Raw genomic sequence first — 17,431 nt, 5'->3', positions numbered from 1 at the left:
CACGAAGCATACTTCATGCCGAGCCTTTCGGTCCGGGCAAAGTATTAACATTTCTATAAGACTGCAGACCGACTGTGAAGTGATCTAAAGATTCTATTTGTTGTACTTTTATTGTCATTAGCCAATTCGTTTATTTAAAACGCTTCACAATGAAAAAACTATGGATTATGCTGCCCCTGGTTGCCCTAATGGTTACCAGTATTTGGGCGCAACGACCACGATCGCGTGATGCGGCGGCAGCTCCGATGACGGAGAAGAAAGCCCAGTCAGCGATCAATGATCAGACTTTGTCAGGACTAAAATGGCGCAACATTGGCCCTGCTTTTACATCAGGCCGGATTGTCGACCTGGCTATCCATCCGAATAATGATAATATCTGGTATGTAGCAGTGGCTTCCGGCGGCGTATGGAAGACCGAGAATGCCGGCGTTACCTTTACCCCGATCTTCGATCACGAAGGATCTTACTCGATCGGTTGCATCACCCTTGATCCGAATAATCCGGATGTGATCTGGTTAGGCACCGGCGAAAATGACGGTGGCCGTCACATTGGTTTTGGTGACGGTGTGTACCGGAGTACCGACGGAGGCAATACCTGGAAGAACATGGGATTAAAAGCTTCCGAGCACATTGCCAAGATCATCGTCCATCCACATAATCCCAATAAGATCTGGGTTGCTTCCCAGGGTCCGTTATGGAGTTCAGGAGGCGAGCGGGGATTATACGTATCCGAGGACGGAGGGACCACCTGGACCAAGACGCTGGGTGACGACGCCTTTACCGGAGTTACTGATCTCGTGATGGATCCCCGGGATCCGGACCGTTTGTATGCGGCTACCTGGCAGCATCAGCGCACCATTGCATCCTTTATGAGTGGTGGGCCGGAGTCGGCCATCCATCTGAGTACGGATGGTGGCAAGACCTGGAGTAAATTGACCAATGGCCTGCCAAAAGGCAACATGGGTAAGATTTGCCTGGCTATTTCTCCCCAAAACCCGGATGTAGTGTATACCGACATCGAACTTGATCGTCGTACCGGCGGATTTTGGCGTTCGGATGACCGGGGCGCTTCCTGGAAAAAAATGTCGGACGCCGTCTCGGGTGGTACCGGACCACACTATTATCAGGAACTATATGCCAGCCCGCATGCATTTGACCGCGTATATCTGATGGATGTACGCATTCAGGTTTCTGATGACGGAGGCAAGACCTTCCGTACGTTAAGCGAAAACGATAAACACTCCGATAACCATGCCATGGCATTCCGTGCCGATGATCCCAACTACTTGCTGGTAGGTTGTGATGGTGGCCTGTGGGAAAGCTTCGACCTGGCGGACAACTGGAGGTTCTTCGGCAATTTGCCCATCACCCAGTATTACAAAGTAGCGGTGGATAATAAGAAGCCATTCTACCACGTGTTCGGTGGAACGCAGGATAATGGTAGCCACGGCGGTCCTTCCCGTACCGACACCCGGCAGGGAATTCGAAATGCAGACTGGTACATCACCCTGGGTGCGGACGGCTATCAGTCGGCGACCGAACCGGGTAATCCTAATATTGGTTACGCCGAAACACAGGAAGGTGGTATGCACCGTATCGATCGCATCACCGGCGAACAAGTTTACATCCAGCCCCAGCCAGCCGAAGGTGAGCCCTTCGAACGATTCAACTGGGATGCACCCATCGTCGTGAGCAGCCACGACCCGGCACGGTTGTATTTTGCATCACAACGTATGTGGCGCTCCAATGATCGCGGAGACAGCTGGACCCCGATTTCCGGGGATCTGACTAAAAATGAAAACCGCATGGAGCTGGAGATCATGGGTAAGAAGCAAAGCTGGGATGCTCCCTGGGACGTCCTCGCGATGTCCAATTACAATACCATTGCTTCCATTGCAGAATCGGCAGTAGATGGTAACATCCTGTATGCCGGTACCGACGATGGTATCATCCAGGCGACTCAGGATGGAGGTAAAACCTGGACCCGCATTGACGTGAGTGCTTTACCCGGAGTTCCGGCAACAGCATTTGTCAATGACATCAAGGCGGACTTGTTCGACGCCAATACCGTCTATGTTTGTCTCGATAATCACAAATACGGCGACTATCATCCCTATGTGGCCAAGAGTACGGATATGGGCAAGACCTGGAGCTCACTGGTAAACAATCTGCCGGAGCGCACTCTCACGTGGCGGTTGGTGCAGGATCCGGTAAAAAAAGACCTGCTGTTCCTGGCAACGGAATTTGGAATTTATTGCTCCCTGAATGGCGGACAGGAATGGGTCAGCCTGAAAGGTGGCCTGCCTACCATCTCATTCCGTGACCTGGCCATTCAGCCGGAAGAAAATGATCTGGTGGCTGCTTCCTTTGGCCGCGGTTTCTTCATCCTTGATGATTACGGTTTTCTGCGTGACCTGACTCCGGCCACCATGGATCAGGATGCAGCGCTGTACACCGGTCGTCCAGCCTTATGGTTCCGTCAGCGTTCTGTTGTCAACGATCAGGGCGCTACGCGTTATGAAGCACCAAATCCCGATTTCGGTGCGGTGTTTACCTATTACCTGAAAGATGTTCCTTCAACCATGAAAGCAGATCGCCAAAAAGCTGAGAAAGATTTGGCCAAGGCCGATAAGGACATTGCTTTCCCGGGATGGGATAAGGTGACGGCGGAAAAGAGGGAAGAAGGGGCACAGTTGTGGTTTACCATCAAGGATGCCCAGGGTAATATCGTACAACGCTTTTCGGAAAGGCCTAAAAAAGGCATCAACCGGGTCAATTGGGATTTGAGTACGTTATCCAAAAACCCGATCCCGCTTGAACAGCGTCGTGGTGGAGCTGGTGGTGGTGGATTCTTCCGCAGGGGAGGAGGCATCATGGCTACTCCTGGAAGTTATACCGTCAGCATGGCCATGGAGAAAGATGGCGAAATCAAGACCCTGGCCGGACCGGAATCGTTTGAAGTAAAAGCGCTCTGGGATGGCGCTTTGCCTCGAAAATCGGATGCCGAGATCAAGAAATTTGCAAACGATATTGCTCAGTTGATGGCGGATGTCACCAACACGGGTAATGACCTTGACCAGGCCAAAAACCGGATCATGGCGATGGAAACGGCTGCTGGACGTACCCAGAAAGAGGTACCCGGAATCTATAAGTCCATCTTTGACCTCAAACAGCAGATCCTGGACATGGACACCAAATTCAATGCAAATGGACCGCAGGAAGAAATTGGAGAAAAAATGGATCCTACGATCCGCGATTATATGTTTACCGCCTTCCGGGGAGGTATGACCACCTACGGTCCTACCGAAATGCACCTGCAAAGCATGCGCATAGCCCGGGATAAATTAACAGCCTTCCAGGCTCAACTGAAGGAGGTCGTTAATCAGGAAAACGCATTGGAAAAACAACTGATGGCAGCAGGAGCTCCCATGATTGAAGGAGCGACTCAGAACAGATAAACGGAATTCTGACCGTACATTGAAAAGGAGATGCAGTAAAACCTGCACCTCCTTTTTTTATGCCTGGTGATATATGCCTCCCCAGCAACTGCCTATATACCATTTAGCTGTGAATAATGGTTAATCCTCCCCGAATGAAAACGGGAGGCCTTCATTTCGGCCTGCTATCATGTGATCGTATCAATGGCCGGCAGTGCAAAAAAAAATAATTGGTTGTTCCGGACTGGGCTTCTCTGGCATCGGTTTCGCACCTGATTGTGTTCCACAATACCTGACACGAGGCATCCATCGTCAGACCGGATGGTACTGATATATAGAGGTCAGAACTTAACTGGGTAACTGGCCGACTTATCCGGCCGGTGGCTTATGAGTTTCCTATCTGGGTAATTTGAGTGTCGGTTTATGTACAACCATTGACATAACACCGTTGAACTCATTTCATTTCCGGAATCACCCTTTTCCACTTATTCTGCATGGTCTTTATCCGTACAGGCAAAACGAGTCCACCCTGAATGACCGGATGCCAATATCCTGACCAGACGTCCAATTTCGCCTGCAGGCGGACTATTAATTTGCCTTTGAATTGGTATTGCCCCTGTGCATTCAGATGCAGATAAGGCTGGAATGTCCTCCAGGGATTCGTGGCCTCAACCAGCGCAATGCTGGATCCTGCTCCGATGGCTAATTGACTTCCGAAAGGTCCACGCTGACCATGAGCGAGCCGCATGGATTCGCTGATCGAGAGGAATCCACCAAGATGATGGCTTGCATCCGATCCGAAATAGGTAAATGGCTCCAGCCAGGCGGCAAGTTGTCCGGTCATTCCGGCGATGGATTGATTCCAGATACCAGTTATGGATGAAAATACGATATGATCGGGTGTAATGCTTTCTGTGGTCGTGGCAGGGTATTCGGCTAACGTCAGGCCTAAGGATCCTTCCAGAGCTAAAGGAGCGACAGGTATTTGCACTTCCAGCAAATTGGAAATACACCCAATGGCGTCCCGGATACGCACGCGGTATTTACCGGCTGACAGGTTAAAAATGGAAAACATTTCGAATGGAATCGATCCGTAGTAACTGTCGTTGATGTAGATCTGATAGGGGAGTACACCTTTGGTGGTCACCTGAATGGTCATACTCCCATCCGAGGACATCGGACCGCTGGCCGGGATGATGGAGGTTGTGGCTATCGCCAGTCCTACACTGGGTATTAATTCGGCAGTGGTGGTTTCACTGCACGTGGTGTCGCCCTCTGCAATCCGTACCCGCAAGGTGTACATGCCGGGTAATACGGTCATGTAATCGGATAGGCGGACTGTATCGACCGGTACTAAAAAAGATTTTGTCGTAGTGCCCAACCTGACGTCCAACCTCAACGCCTGGGTGTCGGTAGAAGTCAGTGCCAGAATGATGTCGCCTGGATTCGGACAATCCGGTTGGATGATTTTTAGATCATTGATAAAATGTGCCGGGGTATTGGGTACCGTCTGTTCAAAGCTCTGCATGCAGCCCAATACATTGCTGGTAACCACCACCTGGTAGCTACCGGCGGCCAAATGACTTGCAGTGCTTGACGTATCGCCATTACTCCAGTCAAAGGTGTAGTTCCCTTCGTTCTCGATAAGCAGATGGATAGAACCATTTGCGCTGCCACACGTAGCCGGTGTGATATCGAATGCAGGCGTCAGGCTGCAGGTTGCGGAATAGACCTGTATGGTCACCTGGCCGGTGTCTTTTCTCCCGCAGGCATCCTGCACGATGTAGGAGAAATGGCCCAGTCCGGAAAAATTGCCGTGAGGATTGAAGCTGAAATCACCGCCCATTTCGATACGCAGGGTGCCCCCTTCGATGTTAAAGGCAGAAATAACTTTCAGTCCGGAACCGGAGTCATTGTCAAGCACATTGCCGGATACCGGAGTCCTGAACGGAGTGGAAAGAGAGTCCGGGGCCAATACCATAGCTGGTGTTGCATCAGGTACGGTGATCTCCAGGGTCTGGGCGCAGTCGGTCGGTGATTGTGCCTGGAATGCCGTCAGGGTATAAACCCCGGAAGGTACCGGAAAGATGGCATCCAGGTTGTAGGTGCCCGGATTTAAGGAGATCTGTGAAGCGCCTGACGGTCCTGATATTTGCAATATAACCGGATCATCCGTAGGTGATTCAAGGGTAAAGCGGATATTGCCTCCATCCTGGCAGGTGCCTGGAAATGTAATGGTGTCGGTAATAAAGGTAAAGGCTGAATCCGGTACGGTGACCTTGATGCTCCGGGGACAGTCCTTTCCCAGCGGATTGACAATCACCTCGTAATTACCGCTTTTTAATCCGGTAAGGGCTGTGGTGGTGGCTCCATTGGACCACAAAAACGAATAGTCACCCACCGGGTACACGGAAGCCTGAATCGTTCCCTGGGCTGTTCCGCAAATACTGGCTTGTACATCGAATTCCACTTCAAAATCGCAGGGATCCGAGATAACCTGGATCACACTTTCCTGCTGGGCTTCGTGACCACAGGCATCCATGACCCGGTAAGTAAAAACAAATTCGCCGGTGCGCTCCGCCGGAGCGCTGTAACTGAAGCTGCCATCGGTCTGCAACAGCAGGATTCCTGCTTCCGGCTGGTTGAAGTCGATGACTTTTAAGGCAAGACCATGGTCGTTTCTAAGCACATTGCCCTGGTACGTGCTTCCGGTAAATACGGTGATCACATCGCGGGTGGTAATGATGGCTGCTGAAGTATCTTCCACTTCCAAATCAAGCTCCGCGACGCAGTGTGCCGCATCCTCCAGTCCGTTGACACGGATGTGCCAGCTTCCCGGCAGGATGGGGAATTGTTCCTTCAGATGAATTGCTCCCGGCTGACGGACGATGCCATGCTCTCCATCCGGACCGGTAGCTACGATGGCCAGTGGAGAGCTATTGGGGCCATCAATACGCAAAAAGATATCACCACCGGCACCCAGACAATTTGCCGGGCTGGTACTGTATTCCTGAATATATTCTGCTTTATTTTCCGGGATGGATACGGAGAAGGCCTGGGCGCAGCCGTTTTCATCGGTGACTGTAACCGTATAATTGCCACTCGCTACCTCATCCACGCCCGATCCGGTGGCGCTGTTTGACCACAGGTACGAGTAACTACCCTCTGGCGTAATGAGCACGGTTGCCGCTCCGTCGAAGCCACCACAGGAAGCAGCTGATGTTTCAAATTCCGCTTTGGTGTCGCAGGTAGGTGCGGCGACTTCAATGCTGATGGTTGCTTCAGACCGGGTATCACACGGGCCTTGCACGGTGTATTTGGCTGAAGTTGTGCCTGAAAATCCCGGAGAAGGAACAAAATTCATGGACCCATTCGACTGGATGGTGAGTGTTCCACCGGCAGGCTGATCATAGGAAATGACGATTAGGTCGGAACCCTGATCGTTGTCCAGCACCTGACCATCAACGGGTATGCCAAAGGGCGTGCTGTAATTGTCATTAACGGCCTGGACAGCTGGTTTTTGAACAGTAACACTTATGGTGCCGGAAGCTTGCTGGCCATACTGGTCTTCAACCAGTATTGAAATCGTAAAATCAGTCGATTGCCGGAGATTGCTGATCTGGAGGGTGTGACCGGTGGCATCGATCTCCACGGTGGCAGCACTGACGGGCGTAATGAACTTAATGAATAAGCCGTCCCCATCGTCGTTTTCCAACGGGCTGACATTTGCCTGCCCATCACAGGCCATGGTCACAGCATCGTTGCGTACGACCAGTTTAGGATTGGGTGTAGGCCCGGGATTTGTAGTGTCACGGCTTAACAGAAAGGCTGTAGTAGCGCCACCAAGGACTACGGCGCCTGCGGGAGCCCAGATCATCCAGGGTGCCAGTTTGCCCGGTTTCATCGCCGGGCTGGTGAGGTCGATGTGATTCCAGGGGCTGGTGACGGTATTTCCTGCTTCAAAGGATGCACGGACTGGATCAGGACCAGGGGTTAAAACCCCGGCTGATTGAGCTGCCGCCACAAATTGTTGCCACAACATAGGCAGCGATTCCTCCAGGGTCTGGTCTCCGGAAGTTTTTTCTTCGGCAGGCAGGTCTCCGGACTGTTCGCGCCACAGCTTGGTCATTTTACGGACAAAATCTTCCTGGGTGTACTGCTTGCCAGTGAGCACTCCCATCGTCAGCCAGATTGCATGCTGGGTGACACCCTGACGTTCTGCCTCCGGATTGCCATGATAGGGTGTGGCTAGCGATGCACTGGATTGCATGGCGGGTACCTCTGCATCGATCTGCTGGACTAATTTTACGATAAGCGCAGCGGTGGATTTCGCATCAGCACCCGGATTGATCGTGACGGGAATCGACTGGTGGTTGTCCGGCCAGCAGGCATACAGGCTGCTGGAATCTTTTTTAGGTGCTCCTGAAAAGGTGAGGGCATTGCGATCCACGATACCGAAGGGTTTGACCCGGGGACCAGGCTGCAGGGTAAAGGACGCATTGGTGCTGTCGGCATCGGCGGCAACCAGGATCCAGTCTCCGATAGACATGGCCAGACCGCCGGGAGCAGGTGCCCGGTGTACGTCTGTGCAGTAGCCATAGAGCGGGATGGACTGGACCGTATCAGGACCAATGGTAAGAGCTTCGGGCAGATATCCCACATAGCTCTGGTACCCGTGGTGAGCCGGAACATAATAGGAGGCAGGATGAAGAACTACCGGTTCTGAGGCTTCATTTTTGACGTAGAGGGTGGCGATGTGTCCTGATGATTGACCGGTGCCTAAGGCCAGCAAGAGTTCAGGAGCCTTCCTTGTGCCTGCCGTCTGCTGGGCCACGAGAAAGGCAGGGAAAAGAAGAAAAATCAACGATTTGACGAAATATCCGTGTTTCCTAACGATTCTCACTTCGGTATCAATTTAGCGACACATGGCGTCAAATATACTTTAAATCAGTTCGTTTTGTATTAAAAAATTTCTAAATGTTACTAAGATTAACAGACGCGTTGAACATGGTAAAAGTCGTGTAACCTGGCAACATCGGGCCGGTGGGTCCGGCATTCCGGCGCCGGTAAGCATTTGTCGTGATTCGTGATGTTTACTGGATTACGCAAGAGGCTGATTCCGGGTAAAAGGGTTCCGAAAGAGCTGATAGTCAGCCAGTCAATGCGCACAAAATATTTATATATTATATTGTTATAATTTGTAAATAATTTTTTATCAACTGGTTAACTTTCATTTTTTGATAATGCAGAATTAACACAGAGTTAATATACATCGTGCAATTTTACACTTGATTTTTTGATTAATCTATACATGAAAAGAAAGCTTGAAATTGCGGTTATATCCGATGTGCACCTGGGTACCTATGGCAGCCATGCTCCGGAACTGATCCGCTACCTGAAGAGCATCGATCCGGGTATCCTCATCCTCAATGGTGACATCATTGATATCTGGCAGTTCAATAAAAAGTACTTCCCCAAGTCGCACATGCTGGTGATCAATACACTACTGAAGAAGGCCCTGAATGGTACCAAGATCTACTACCTCACCGGGAACCACGATGATGTACTGCGCCGTTTTGCCGATTTTACCACAGGCTCCATCAGTCTGCGCAATCAGCTGGAACTACACCTCAATGGTAAGAAACACCTGTTTTTCCACGGCGACGTTTTTGATGCTTCGGTTATGTACTCACCCTGGCTGGCCAAACTGGGCGGAAAGGGCTATGACTTCCTGATCCGTATTAACCGGGTCATCAACCGGATCCGTCAGCGGTTTGGTCTGGCGAATCTCTCGTTCGCTCATCAGGTGAAAGCGCGGGTCAAAAAGGCTGTCAAATACATCCAGGACTTTGAGATGCTGGCCATCAACTACGGTGCGGACCGCGGCGTTGACACTGTCATCTGCGGACACATCCATCAGCCGTCCATGCGGGAAGTCGAAGTAAAGGGCCGTAAGATCAATTACCTGAATTCCGGCGACTGGCTGGAAAACCTCACTGCCCTGGAATATTATGGCGGCGACTGGCATCTGTATCGATACGACGACCTTGACTTTGACTACATCGAACAAAACCAACCGGTCGAAGATGTGTTAGAGCCGGAATATCAGGAGATGGAAAAACGCATGCAGACGAATATTCCCCAAAGGGTGATCCGGAGACTGATGAGCCAGACGGATGAGTCGTGACGGTTTAGGTCAGTGGTGATACGACGCCATAAAGCAACAGATAGAAAGCATTAGCATATATTCTGCTCCTTTTTGCTTTGTGGTTATTGCTATTCCAGCCCAAAATTCTGACTATTCAGTTTTACTTTTAAAGGTTACCCTCAGGGAAAGCAAACCTAATAGTCCTGCTGTCAGTGACGAAATTAATATGACCAGTTTTGAATTGTTAATGATTACCTCGTTATCAAAGGCAAGTAAGGTTATAAAAATTGACATTGTAAATCCAATTCCAGCCAATAATCCAACGCTTAAAATTGATTTCCAGTTTAAATCGGTCGGGAGCTTGCTAAAGCCAAACCGCACTGCCAGGAATGTCGCAACAAAAATACCTACAGGCTTGCCAACAATTAACCCCAGTGCAATGCCCAGGCTGTTGGGATTGGTCAATGTCTCGATGATGTTTCCATTAAATAAAATAGCCGTGTTGGCCAAAGCAAATATGGGCAGAATAATAAATGCAACGGGTTTGTGTAAAAAGTGCTGTAAAATGGAGGATGTTGACTTTTCATCACCTTCTCCGAATGGGATAGTAAATGCAAGCAACACGCCGGTAATGGTTGCATGAACACCTGAGTTCAGTAAAAAGTACCACATAGCCACGCCCCCTAACAAATAGGGAATTAGGCTTTTTATTTTCAATTTGTTCAATACCAGAAGCAAAACGAAAATTCCCAGTGTAATTAATAGATTAGACCAGAGTAAGGATTTCGTATAAAATATGGCAATGATTAAAATGGCTCCCAGGTCATCTATTATAGCTAATGCCGTTAGGAATACTTTTAAAGAGGTGGGTATTCTGCTGCCCAATAGGGATAATGCCCCTAAAGCAAAAGCAATGTCAGTTGCCATAGGTATTCCTGCACCTGATTGTGTATCGGTCCCATAATTGAAAAACATAAAGATTGCTGCCGGTAACAATAATCCACCTATTGCACCGAATATTGGTAACAAAGCATCTTTAATCTTGGAAAGTTCGCCCTTGTATATTTCCCTTTCCAACTCGAGGCCGATGAGCAAAAAGAAAATGGTCATCAGACCGTCATTTATCCAATGCTCAATACTGTGTCCCTGAAATTCAGTATGCCAAAAATTTTGATAACCGGCACTTAGACTGGAGTTGGCAAGTATTAATGATAAAGCAGTGCAGGCTATTAATACAAGACCACCGGCTTTCTCACTATCAAAAAACTCTTTAAATAATTTGGTTGCAATCATTTTTTTTTGGAATTCTATTTGCTGTCCGTATATCCTCCCCGGCTTTTTGTGTTACAATTAATTCCCTAAATTATGTAAGGCCCTCGACGGTTCTGCCATCCTCTGCGCGCTATGGATAATTCCGGAAGAAACAAGGATCACTCTGTCGATTAACTCAATCCTATTTGGACTCAGACAGCTGTTCCTGGTTGGGCTGTTCCTGCCGGGCTTTTTCCCACGGGCCCGTGATCGCGAAGGTCAGTCCGGCATGCTGGATGTTTACGAATAAGGTTTTACCGCTGGGTGAGAAGGTACATCCGGCGAATTCGGAGGCATATCCGATGTTTTCGGCCAGATGGTAAACCTTGCCTTCCGGTGTCACCCCCACGATGCGGGGCGCTTCATTATCCTCACAGATGATCAGGTCACCCCACGGTGCCATGGTGAGGTTGTCGGCATTCTTCAGGATCCGTGCGTCATTGGGTTCCAGCATAAGGACCAGTTGTCCGGGGTCTTCCGCTTCACGGCTGGTGCCTTCGTAAGGGCTGGGGTGGTAACGAAACAGCTGTCCCAGTTGCTCTTTGCCGCCATTGGTACATGCCCAGTACACCAGGCCATCGGCGCCAAACCACATGCCTTCACCCCGGGCAAATTTTACGGCTCCCAGCATGGATCCCCGGGCACGGAGATCATCGTTTGGCGACTCCACCTCGTCCATGTCGATCCATTCAACACTAAAAGTGGTACCCACCGGTATCGGCTCACCCTCCCAGTTGCGGATGTCGAAGGATGAATGTTCCTTGAATTTTAAAGCTTGCAGACGTCCTCCGGCCCGCAGATTCCCGGGCTCGTCGGGAAGAAACCGGTAGATCAAACCGTCGTGACGATCTTCGGTCTCGTAGACGATGCCGGTATCCGGATCAACGCAGATGGCTTCATGATTGAAGCGACCCATCGCTTTGAGTGGGAACGGCTCGGCAAGGTGTACTTCACGGGAAGCGGGCACCTCAAAATTATACCCATGGTCCTGCATGAGCTTTTCATTCGCGTTGACGACCACTTCTTCACAGGTAATCCAGGAATTCCAGGGAGTGGGTCCTCCTGCACAATTCCGAAGGGTGCCTGCCAGACTCAGGTAGGATTCAACCACCTTCTCTTTTTCTTCGTCATAGACCAGGGTGGTCGTGCCTCCCTGACAGACGGTGCCACTAGCCCCGCTATCGTATACCTGGGATGGAGTCAGCCGGTCATACTGGCGGTTTCCAACACCATAGGGCCCCTGGTCGTTGGGCATGAGTTCGTGGTTCCTGATTACAATCACTGTTCCGTCCGGACCACGAAATGTTGCCATACCATCAGCTTTGTCCGGCGTGAAAAATCCATCAGACATCCGTTGCCCGGCGCGTGAAATGATCTCATAGCGGAATCCGTTTGGCAGACTGAGGACACCACGGGTATCGGTGCGGAGTGGTCCATACGGGTAGATGAAATTTGGGAGCTGTTCCAGCTGTGTGCAGCCGTCCATCCATTGGTTGAGAAGTGTTTCCAGGCCGGCAAAACCAATGGCCAGCTGCGCTGCTTGCTTGATGAATGTCCGTCTGTTATTTGCCATAATCTGAAAGCTTCTTCTTAATGCTTATCATCACCGGCAGAGGTCTCAAACCGCTGGTTGATCCCTTTTTCAATGGCAGGCACCCCTTGCTGCATCCACAGCGGTACCGGCCCATCCTGCAGGTAATGATCAAAGAACTGTGACATGCGGTGTTGAAAATCTACCCGGTTTTGCCATTTGAGAGGCCAGTGTGGCTCTCCGTTGTAGTTCAACAACCACGCCGGTTTATTTAAACGCCGTAACCCGGTAAAAAATTCGATGCCCTGGTACCACGGCACGGCACTGTCGTTATCGTTATGCAATATGAGGACGGGAGTCTCGATCTTGTCGAGGAAGAACAATGGTGAATTTTCAAGAAAACGCAATGGATAGTCCCAGATGGTACCACCGATGCGGCTTTGAGTGTGCTCGTACTGGAATTCCCGGCTCATGCCGCTGCCCCAGCGGATGCCTCCATACGCGCTGAACATATTGACCACGGGAGCGCCTGACTCCGCACAGCGGAATAGTTTGGTCCGGGTGATCATCTGGGCGATCTGGTAGCCTCCCCAGCTGTGTCCCTGTACACCTACGCGGTTCGGATCGATGAATCCGGTATTGAGTAGCGAGGTAATACCCGACATAACCGCATTGAAGGCAGACTCACCGGGATAACCGATCTTGTAAGGGATATTTGGATTGAAGATGACATACCCTTTGCTGGCGTAATACGGATAGACGATCTGGGACCGGTTGGGGTCGATCGTCCGGTATTGCATCAGTCCATCCGAACTTTTTTCGTAAAAGTTTACGATCATCGGATATTGTTTGGTGGGGTCAAATCCTTCCGGTTTCACCAGCATCCCTTCCAGTAATTCCCCGTCATCGGAATACCAGTGGTACAGGGATATATCGCCCCACCGGTACATGGATTGTTGTGGATTGGCATTGCTGATGCGCTGATAATGTGTCCAGTCCGTGGTCATCCAGAGATCCGGAAAGGTTTTGAAATTCTCCTTGGTGAAGAAATAGACCGGTGCCTTTTCAGCTACGCGCAGGCCATCAAAGGCAAACGAATCCTGGATGATGGATCGCATGGGTGACAGCGGTTGCCAGGTGTCCAGACGTGCATATCCGCCATGCTTGGTTGTTTCATCGAACGTCTCAAACCACCAGGGACCGAGGGTGGGAAGGAATTTCTCCTCCGGATCCAGGCGCAGGTAACGGTAGCGCATTTTTTGCTCGCGCCCATTGGTCAACCGTACTGGTTTGGCTCTGCCTCGTGGGTCGATCTGCCACAGGTCAAAACGATCGTAAAGGAAAAGTGCTTCATCATCCTTAGCCCATCCGGCGATGCCGTATGATCCGGGGTGACTGGGCTCATCGTGTATTTCCTGGTAATAGCGTACGGAATCATTCGTGGTGATCTCCACCAGATTTTGTGCGGTGATGTGGTACGAGAACCAGGCCGAATCAGGATCATTATACCAGGTGATGAATTGACCTCCCGGAGAGAGTTGTGGGAAGCCGGCGATCTTTTTAGCAACCGGTTGCAGCAGGCCGGATGACAGGTCACGGACATAGATGTCCTTGTATTCATCGCCTTCCCATGATACGAGCTCGGCATAGGGTGAAGGATCCATCACGACGGCGTAGCGGGCATTGGCTGTAGAATTCAGTCGTGCTTCCGGCGCTTTCAGATCGGCGACCTGCATGACCTTCCCGGATAGCAAATCGACCATGGCCAGGTAGGAGCGCTTTTTCTCGTCTTCAAGATCCACCTCTTGCTGGGTGTACAATTTCCCTTCATTATAACTCCATACCTCTACACTGACCACCTCATCATCCAGAATTGCGGTGTCCTGGAGGATGGGTTCTGTACGTGTGCCAAAGAAGAGTTTGGTTCCATCATCAGAAAACCGGGGTTTATAATCTGCGGAGATCAGGGGCAGTGTGGTGGGCTCGGGAACCTCTGTTTGGGAATGTACGATGGTTGGGTTAGCCAGTGTACCTGACCAATAGATCAATTCATAGGGGCGTATGGCTGCTTTGGTTGTATCTGCGTCCAGGATGACCGCGCCCTGCCTGCCCAGCCGGTGCAGGACAAGCTGGGAATATTTTCCTTTAGCCTGTAAGATGGTGCGACGCTGGTGCAGTTCGGTATCGTAATGCACGATGCCGTCCGTATTGAGGCTGTCCGGACCATCGACGACGGCTGCCAGGAACGGGGTCTCTTCCGCCAGAGTATACTGGGTCACATTGGCGATGCTGTCGGTTGACTCATCCTTTGTGTCGTATAAGTAAAGGGTCAGGTCTTTGCGTTTGCGGTCCTTGGAGTCGTAACGTTGGTAGGCTATAAAACCACCCCATTTATCCGGCGCTTCAAAGTTTTTCACGTTTGGGATCCGCTTCTTGAATTGAGAATTCAGCGACAGGATAACCAGTGTGTCGGGAGGAAATGCATCATCTTTCACCTTTTTCCGTTCCATATCCCGGTGAGCATCCCAGTCCTGGGTCTGGATAAATGCGGCAGTTTTGCCATCGTAACTCAGGGCAACTTTCTTAACTCTGGGATAGCGGAATTCGGATTGGTCCTTGGTATTGTAAGCGATCAGGGTGGCGTTGCCCTGTCCAGGCACCAGTTTGTAGATCATCCATTCGCCGTTGGTGCCGACCGAGACCTGTTCGATTTGGTTCCAGGTACCCCATACGGTCCAGTCCATGGCTTTTTTTTCTGTCTGCGCGGACAGGGTAGTCATGGCGCCGATGATAGTGAGAACAAAAGAAATCAGGGTGGGGTAGGTTGTAATCCTTCTTAAACGCATAGTTCCAGTTCTTTACTTAAGCGGCTTAAGATAGCAACCCTGCAGGAATAAAAAAAGGTGATTTCCGGGGAAACCACCTTATCGTGAAGGATGAATTATTAAGGAATGGCAGTTATTTCTTCGCTGCGTCGTATCGCCGGGCGACTTCACCCCAGTTGATCACGTTAAAGAATGCCGAGATGTAGTCCGGACGACGGTTTTGATAATTGAGATAATAGGCATGTTCCCATACGTCCAAGCCCAGGATCGGTGTACCCTGTACATTGGTGACATCCATCAGGGGATTGTCCTGATTCGGGGTGTTGGTAACGGCAAGGTGTCCGGCCTTATCAACCAGCAACCAGGCCCATCCCGAGCCAAACTGGGTGGCGGCAGCGCGTGAAAAAGCATCTTTGAATTCGGCAAAGGTACCGATGTGTTTTTGGATGGCATCCGCCAATGCTCCGGTTGGTTCACCGCCTCCGTTGGGTGACATCACCGTCCAGAACAAACTGTGGTTGTAAAAACCACCGCCGTTGTTGCGGACTGCTGCTGAATGACCGGAAACATGAGCCAGGATCTCCTCGATGGATTTGCCTTCCAGCGGACCACCTGCAATGGCATTATTCAGATTATTGGTGTAGCCGGCATGGTGCTTGTCATGGTGGATCTCCATGGTGCGTGCATCAATATTGGGCTCCAGAGCATCAAATGCGTAGGGTAGATCTGGTAATTTGAATGACATTTCTTTTCTTTTAATAGGATGAACAAATTCGGTATTGAAGAGGTAACATATGGAAGGTGGAAGTGTTTAGAGGACCGCTTTGTATTTCCCAGCTTCGCTCACGATGGATCGGAATGAAGAGCCGGACACCCTGTCTGACGTTGCTGGCAAATGGGGTGTCCGGTGCAATGGTTTTTAGGACTGTACTGCCGGTTAGGCCGGTTTCTTCCCAAAAACGGTGACAGAATACAATGAAAAGTTGGCATCCCGGTATTGCTGGTATTCATCAGAGGTCAGGTGCTCTTTAAGCCACTGATCGGGGATATCGATTGGCTTTTCCCGCAGGATCTGGACGTGCTCGAAACCGGCCGCCTGGATGTTGGCCAGATAATTATGCCTGGGCACTGCGCCGGATACGCAGCCTGAATAGAGCAGGGCATGAGCCAGCAGATTTTCAGGCATGGATCCTTCCATCACGATATCGGAGATGGAGAAATGGCCTCCGGGGCGCAGGATGCGGAAGGTCTCCCGGAAGGCGCCGGCCTTATCAGGCACCAGGTTGAAGACACAATTGCTCACCACGATGTCTGCGATATTACTCGCCAACGGATTTTTTTCCAGGTATCCCAGTTCAAATGAGGTGTTGGTATAACCCAGTTTGGCTGCGTTTTCCCTGGCCAGGGTGATCATCTCCTCGGTCATATCCACGCCGATTACCTTACCGGAGGGGCCGGTCAGTCGGGCAGCGATAAAGACGTCGTTGCCGGCTCCGCTACCGAGATCGACTACGGTATCCCCCGGCCGGATGAAGGCCGTTTCGGTAGGCAGCCCGCAGCCGAGGCCCAGGTCCGCTTCTTTTTCATACCCCTTAACCTGGTCATAGGCATCGCCCATCAGGTTGCTGACATCATCAGCTCCGCAACAGGAGTCATCACAGCAGGAACTTTTAGATTTGGCAATGGCGGCGTATTTGTCTTTCACCATTTGTGTAATTGCTTCATTTTCCATTAACAACAAGGTTTGATTTGGTTAAATAATAGGATTAGTGCGTTTTCCATTTTTTTCATGGTGGGCCAGTGTATGCAATAGCAGATCCGCGGACCGTCAATTTCTCCGTCGATGAGCCCGGCTTCCTTAAGTACTTTCAGGTGCTGGCTGACTGTAGCCTGGCTCAATGGCAAATTGGCAACTAATTCACCGCAGATGCATGCATTGCGCTGGGCGAGTTCCCGCAAGATGGCTACCCGGGCAGGATGCGCAAGCGCTTTGGCCCACACCGCCAGTTGCTGGTCTGTATCGGTAAATGCTTCATTTTTCGAAAAGGCCATACTGCTTTATTGTATATCGTAAATATACGATTAAAGGATGCCGGCATGCAAGACCTGATTGAATTTTTATCTGAAAAAATGAAGAAATTGTCAAAAAACCGGCTTTGGTCACGGGATGAAAAAGCAT

The 17,431-nt window shown here is 50.5% G+C and carries 9 protein-coding genes; 2 read left to right on the top strand and 7 right to left on the bottom strand.

Annotation, left to right across the window (positions count from 1 at the left end; genetic code table 11):
- The first annotated feature begins 149 nt into the window (after positions 1-149).
- Positions 150-3,458 (top strand): glycosyl hydrolase, encoded by a 3,309-nt coding sequence (locus H6570_13940; GenBank protein MCB9320379.1) that lies wholly within the window; start codon positions 150-152, stop codon positions 3,456-3,458.
- A 433-nt stretch (positions 3,459-3,891) separates the two neighbouring features.
- Here the strand turns inward: H6570_13940 and H6570_13935 are convergent, their stop codons facing one another.
- Positions 3,892-8,340 carry an Ig-like domain-containing protein gene (locus H6570_13935; GenBank protein MCB9320378.1) on the bottom strand — a complete coding sequence of 1,483 codons (4,449 nt, stop codon included), beginning with the start codon at positions 8,338-8,340 and terminating at the stop codon, positions 3,892-3,894.
- 408 nt (positions 8,341-8,748) lie between these two features.
- Between H6570_13935 and H6570_13930 the strand changes: the two genes are divergently transcribed.
- On the top strand, positions 8,749-9,624 hold the full coding sequence (locus H6570_13930) for a UDP-2,3-diacylglucosamine diphosphatase (protein MCB9320377.1): 876 nt from the start codon (positions 8,749-8,751) through the stop codon (positions 9,622-9,624).
- Positions 9,625-9,735: 111 nt separating this feature from the next.
- Here the strand turns inward: H6570_13930 and nhaA are convergent, their stop codons facing one another.
- The 6 genes from nhaA to H6570_13900 form a co-directional block, all read right to left on the bottom strand.
- On the bottom strand, positions 9,736-10,878 hold the full coding sequence (gene nhaA, locus H6570_13925) for a Na+/H+ antiporter NhaA (GenBank protein MCB9320376.1): 1,143 nt from the start codon (positions 10,876-10,878) through the stop codon (positions 9,736-9,738).
- Between the two features lie 160 nt (positions 10,879-11,038).
- Positions 11,039-12,469, bottom strand: a complete 1,431-nt coding sequence (locus H6570_13920) for a DUF839 domain-containing protein (GenBank protein MCB9320375.1) — start codon at positions 12,467-12,469, stop codon at positions 11,039-11,041.
- 17 nt (positions 12,470-12,486) lie between these two features.
- Positions 12,487-15,273, bottom strand: coding sequence for a S9 family peptidase (locus tag H6570_13915; GenBank protein MCB9320374.1), 2,787 nt, complete (start codon positions 15,271-15,273; stop codon positions 12,487-12,489).
- A gap of 112 nt (positions 15,274-15,385) precedes the next feature.
- Complete coding sequence (locus tag H6570_13910) at positions 15,386-15,997, bottom strand: superoxide dismutase (GenBank protein MCB9320373.1); 612 nt, start codon at positions 15,995-15,997, stop codon at positions 15,386-15,388.
- A 192-nt stretch (positions 15,998-16,189) separates the two neighbouring features.
- Positions 16,190-16,984: an arsenite methyltransferase gene (gene arsM / locus H6570_13905; GenBank protein MCB9320372.1), complete on the bottom strand. Its 795-nt coding sequence runs from the start codon at positions 16,982-16,984 to the stop codon at positions 16,190-16,192.
- Positions 16,984-17,304: a winged helix-turn-helix transcriptional regulator gene (locus H6570_13900; GenBank protein ID MCB9320371.1), complete on the bottom strand. Its 321-nt coding sequence runs from the start codon at positions 17,302-17,304 to the stop codon at positions 16,984-16,986. Before H6570_13900 ends, arsM begins: the two co-directional genes overlap by 1 nt.
- Between the last annotated feature and the right edge of the window lie 127 nt (positions 17,305-17,431).

Source organism: Lewinellaceae bacterium, from assembly GCA_020636135.1.
Taxonomy (GTDB): Bacteria; Bacteroidota; Bacteroidia; order Chitinophagales; family Saprospiraceae; genus JAGQXC01.
The sequence above is the reverse complement of the archived record's forward strand: the minus strand, read 5'-3'. Positions and strand labels throughout refer to the sequence as shown.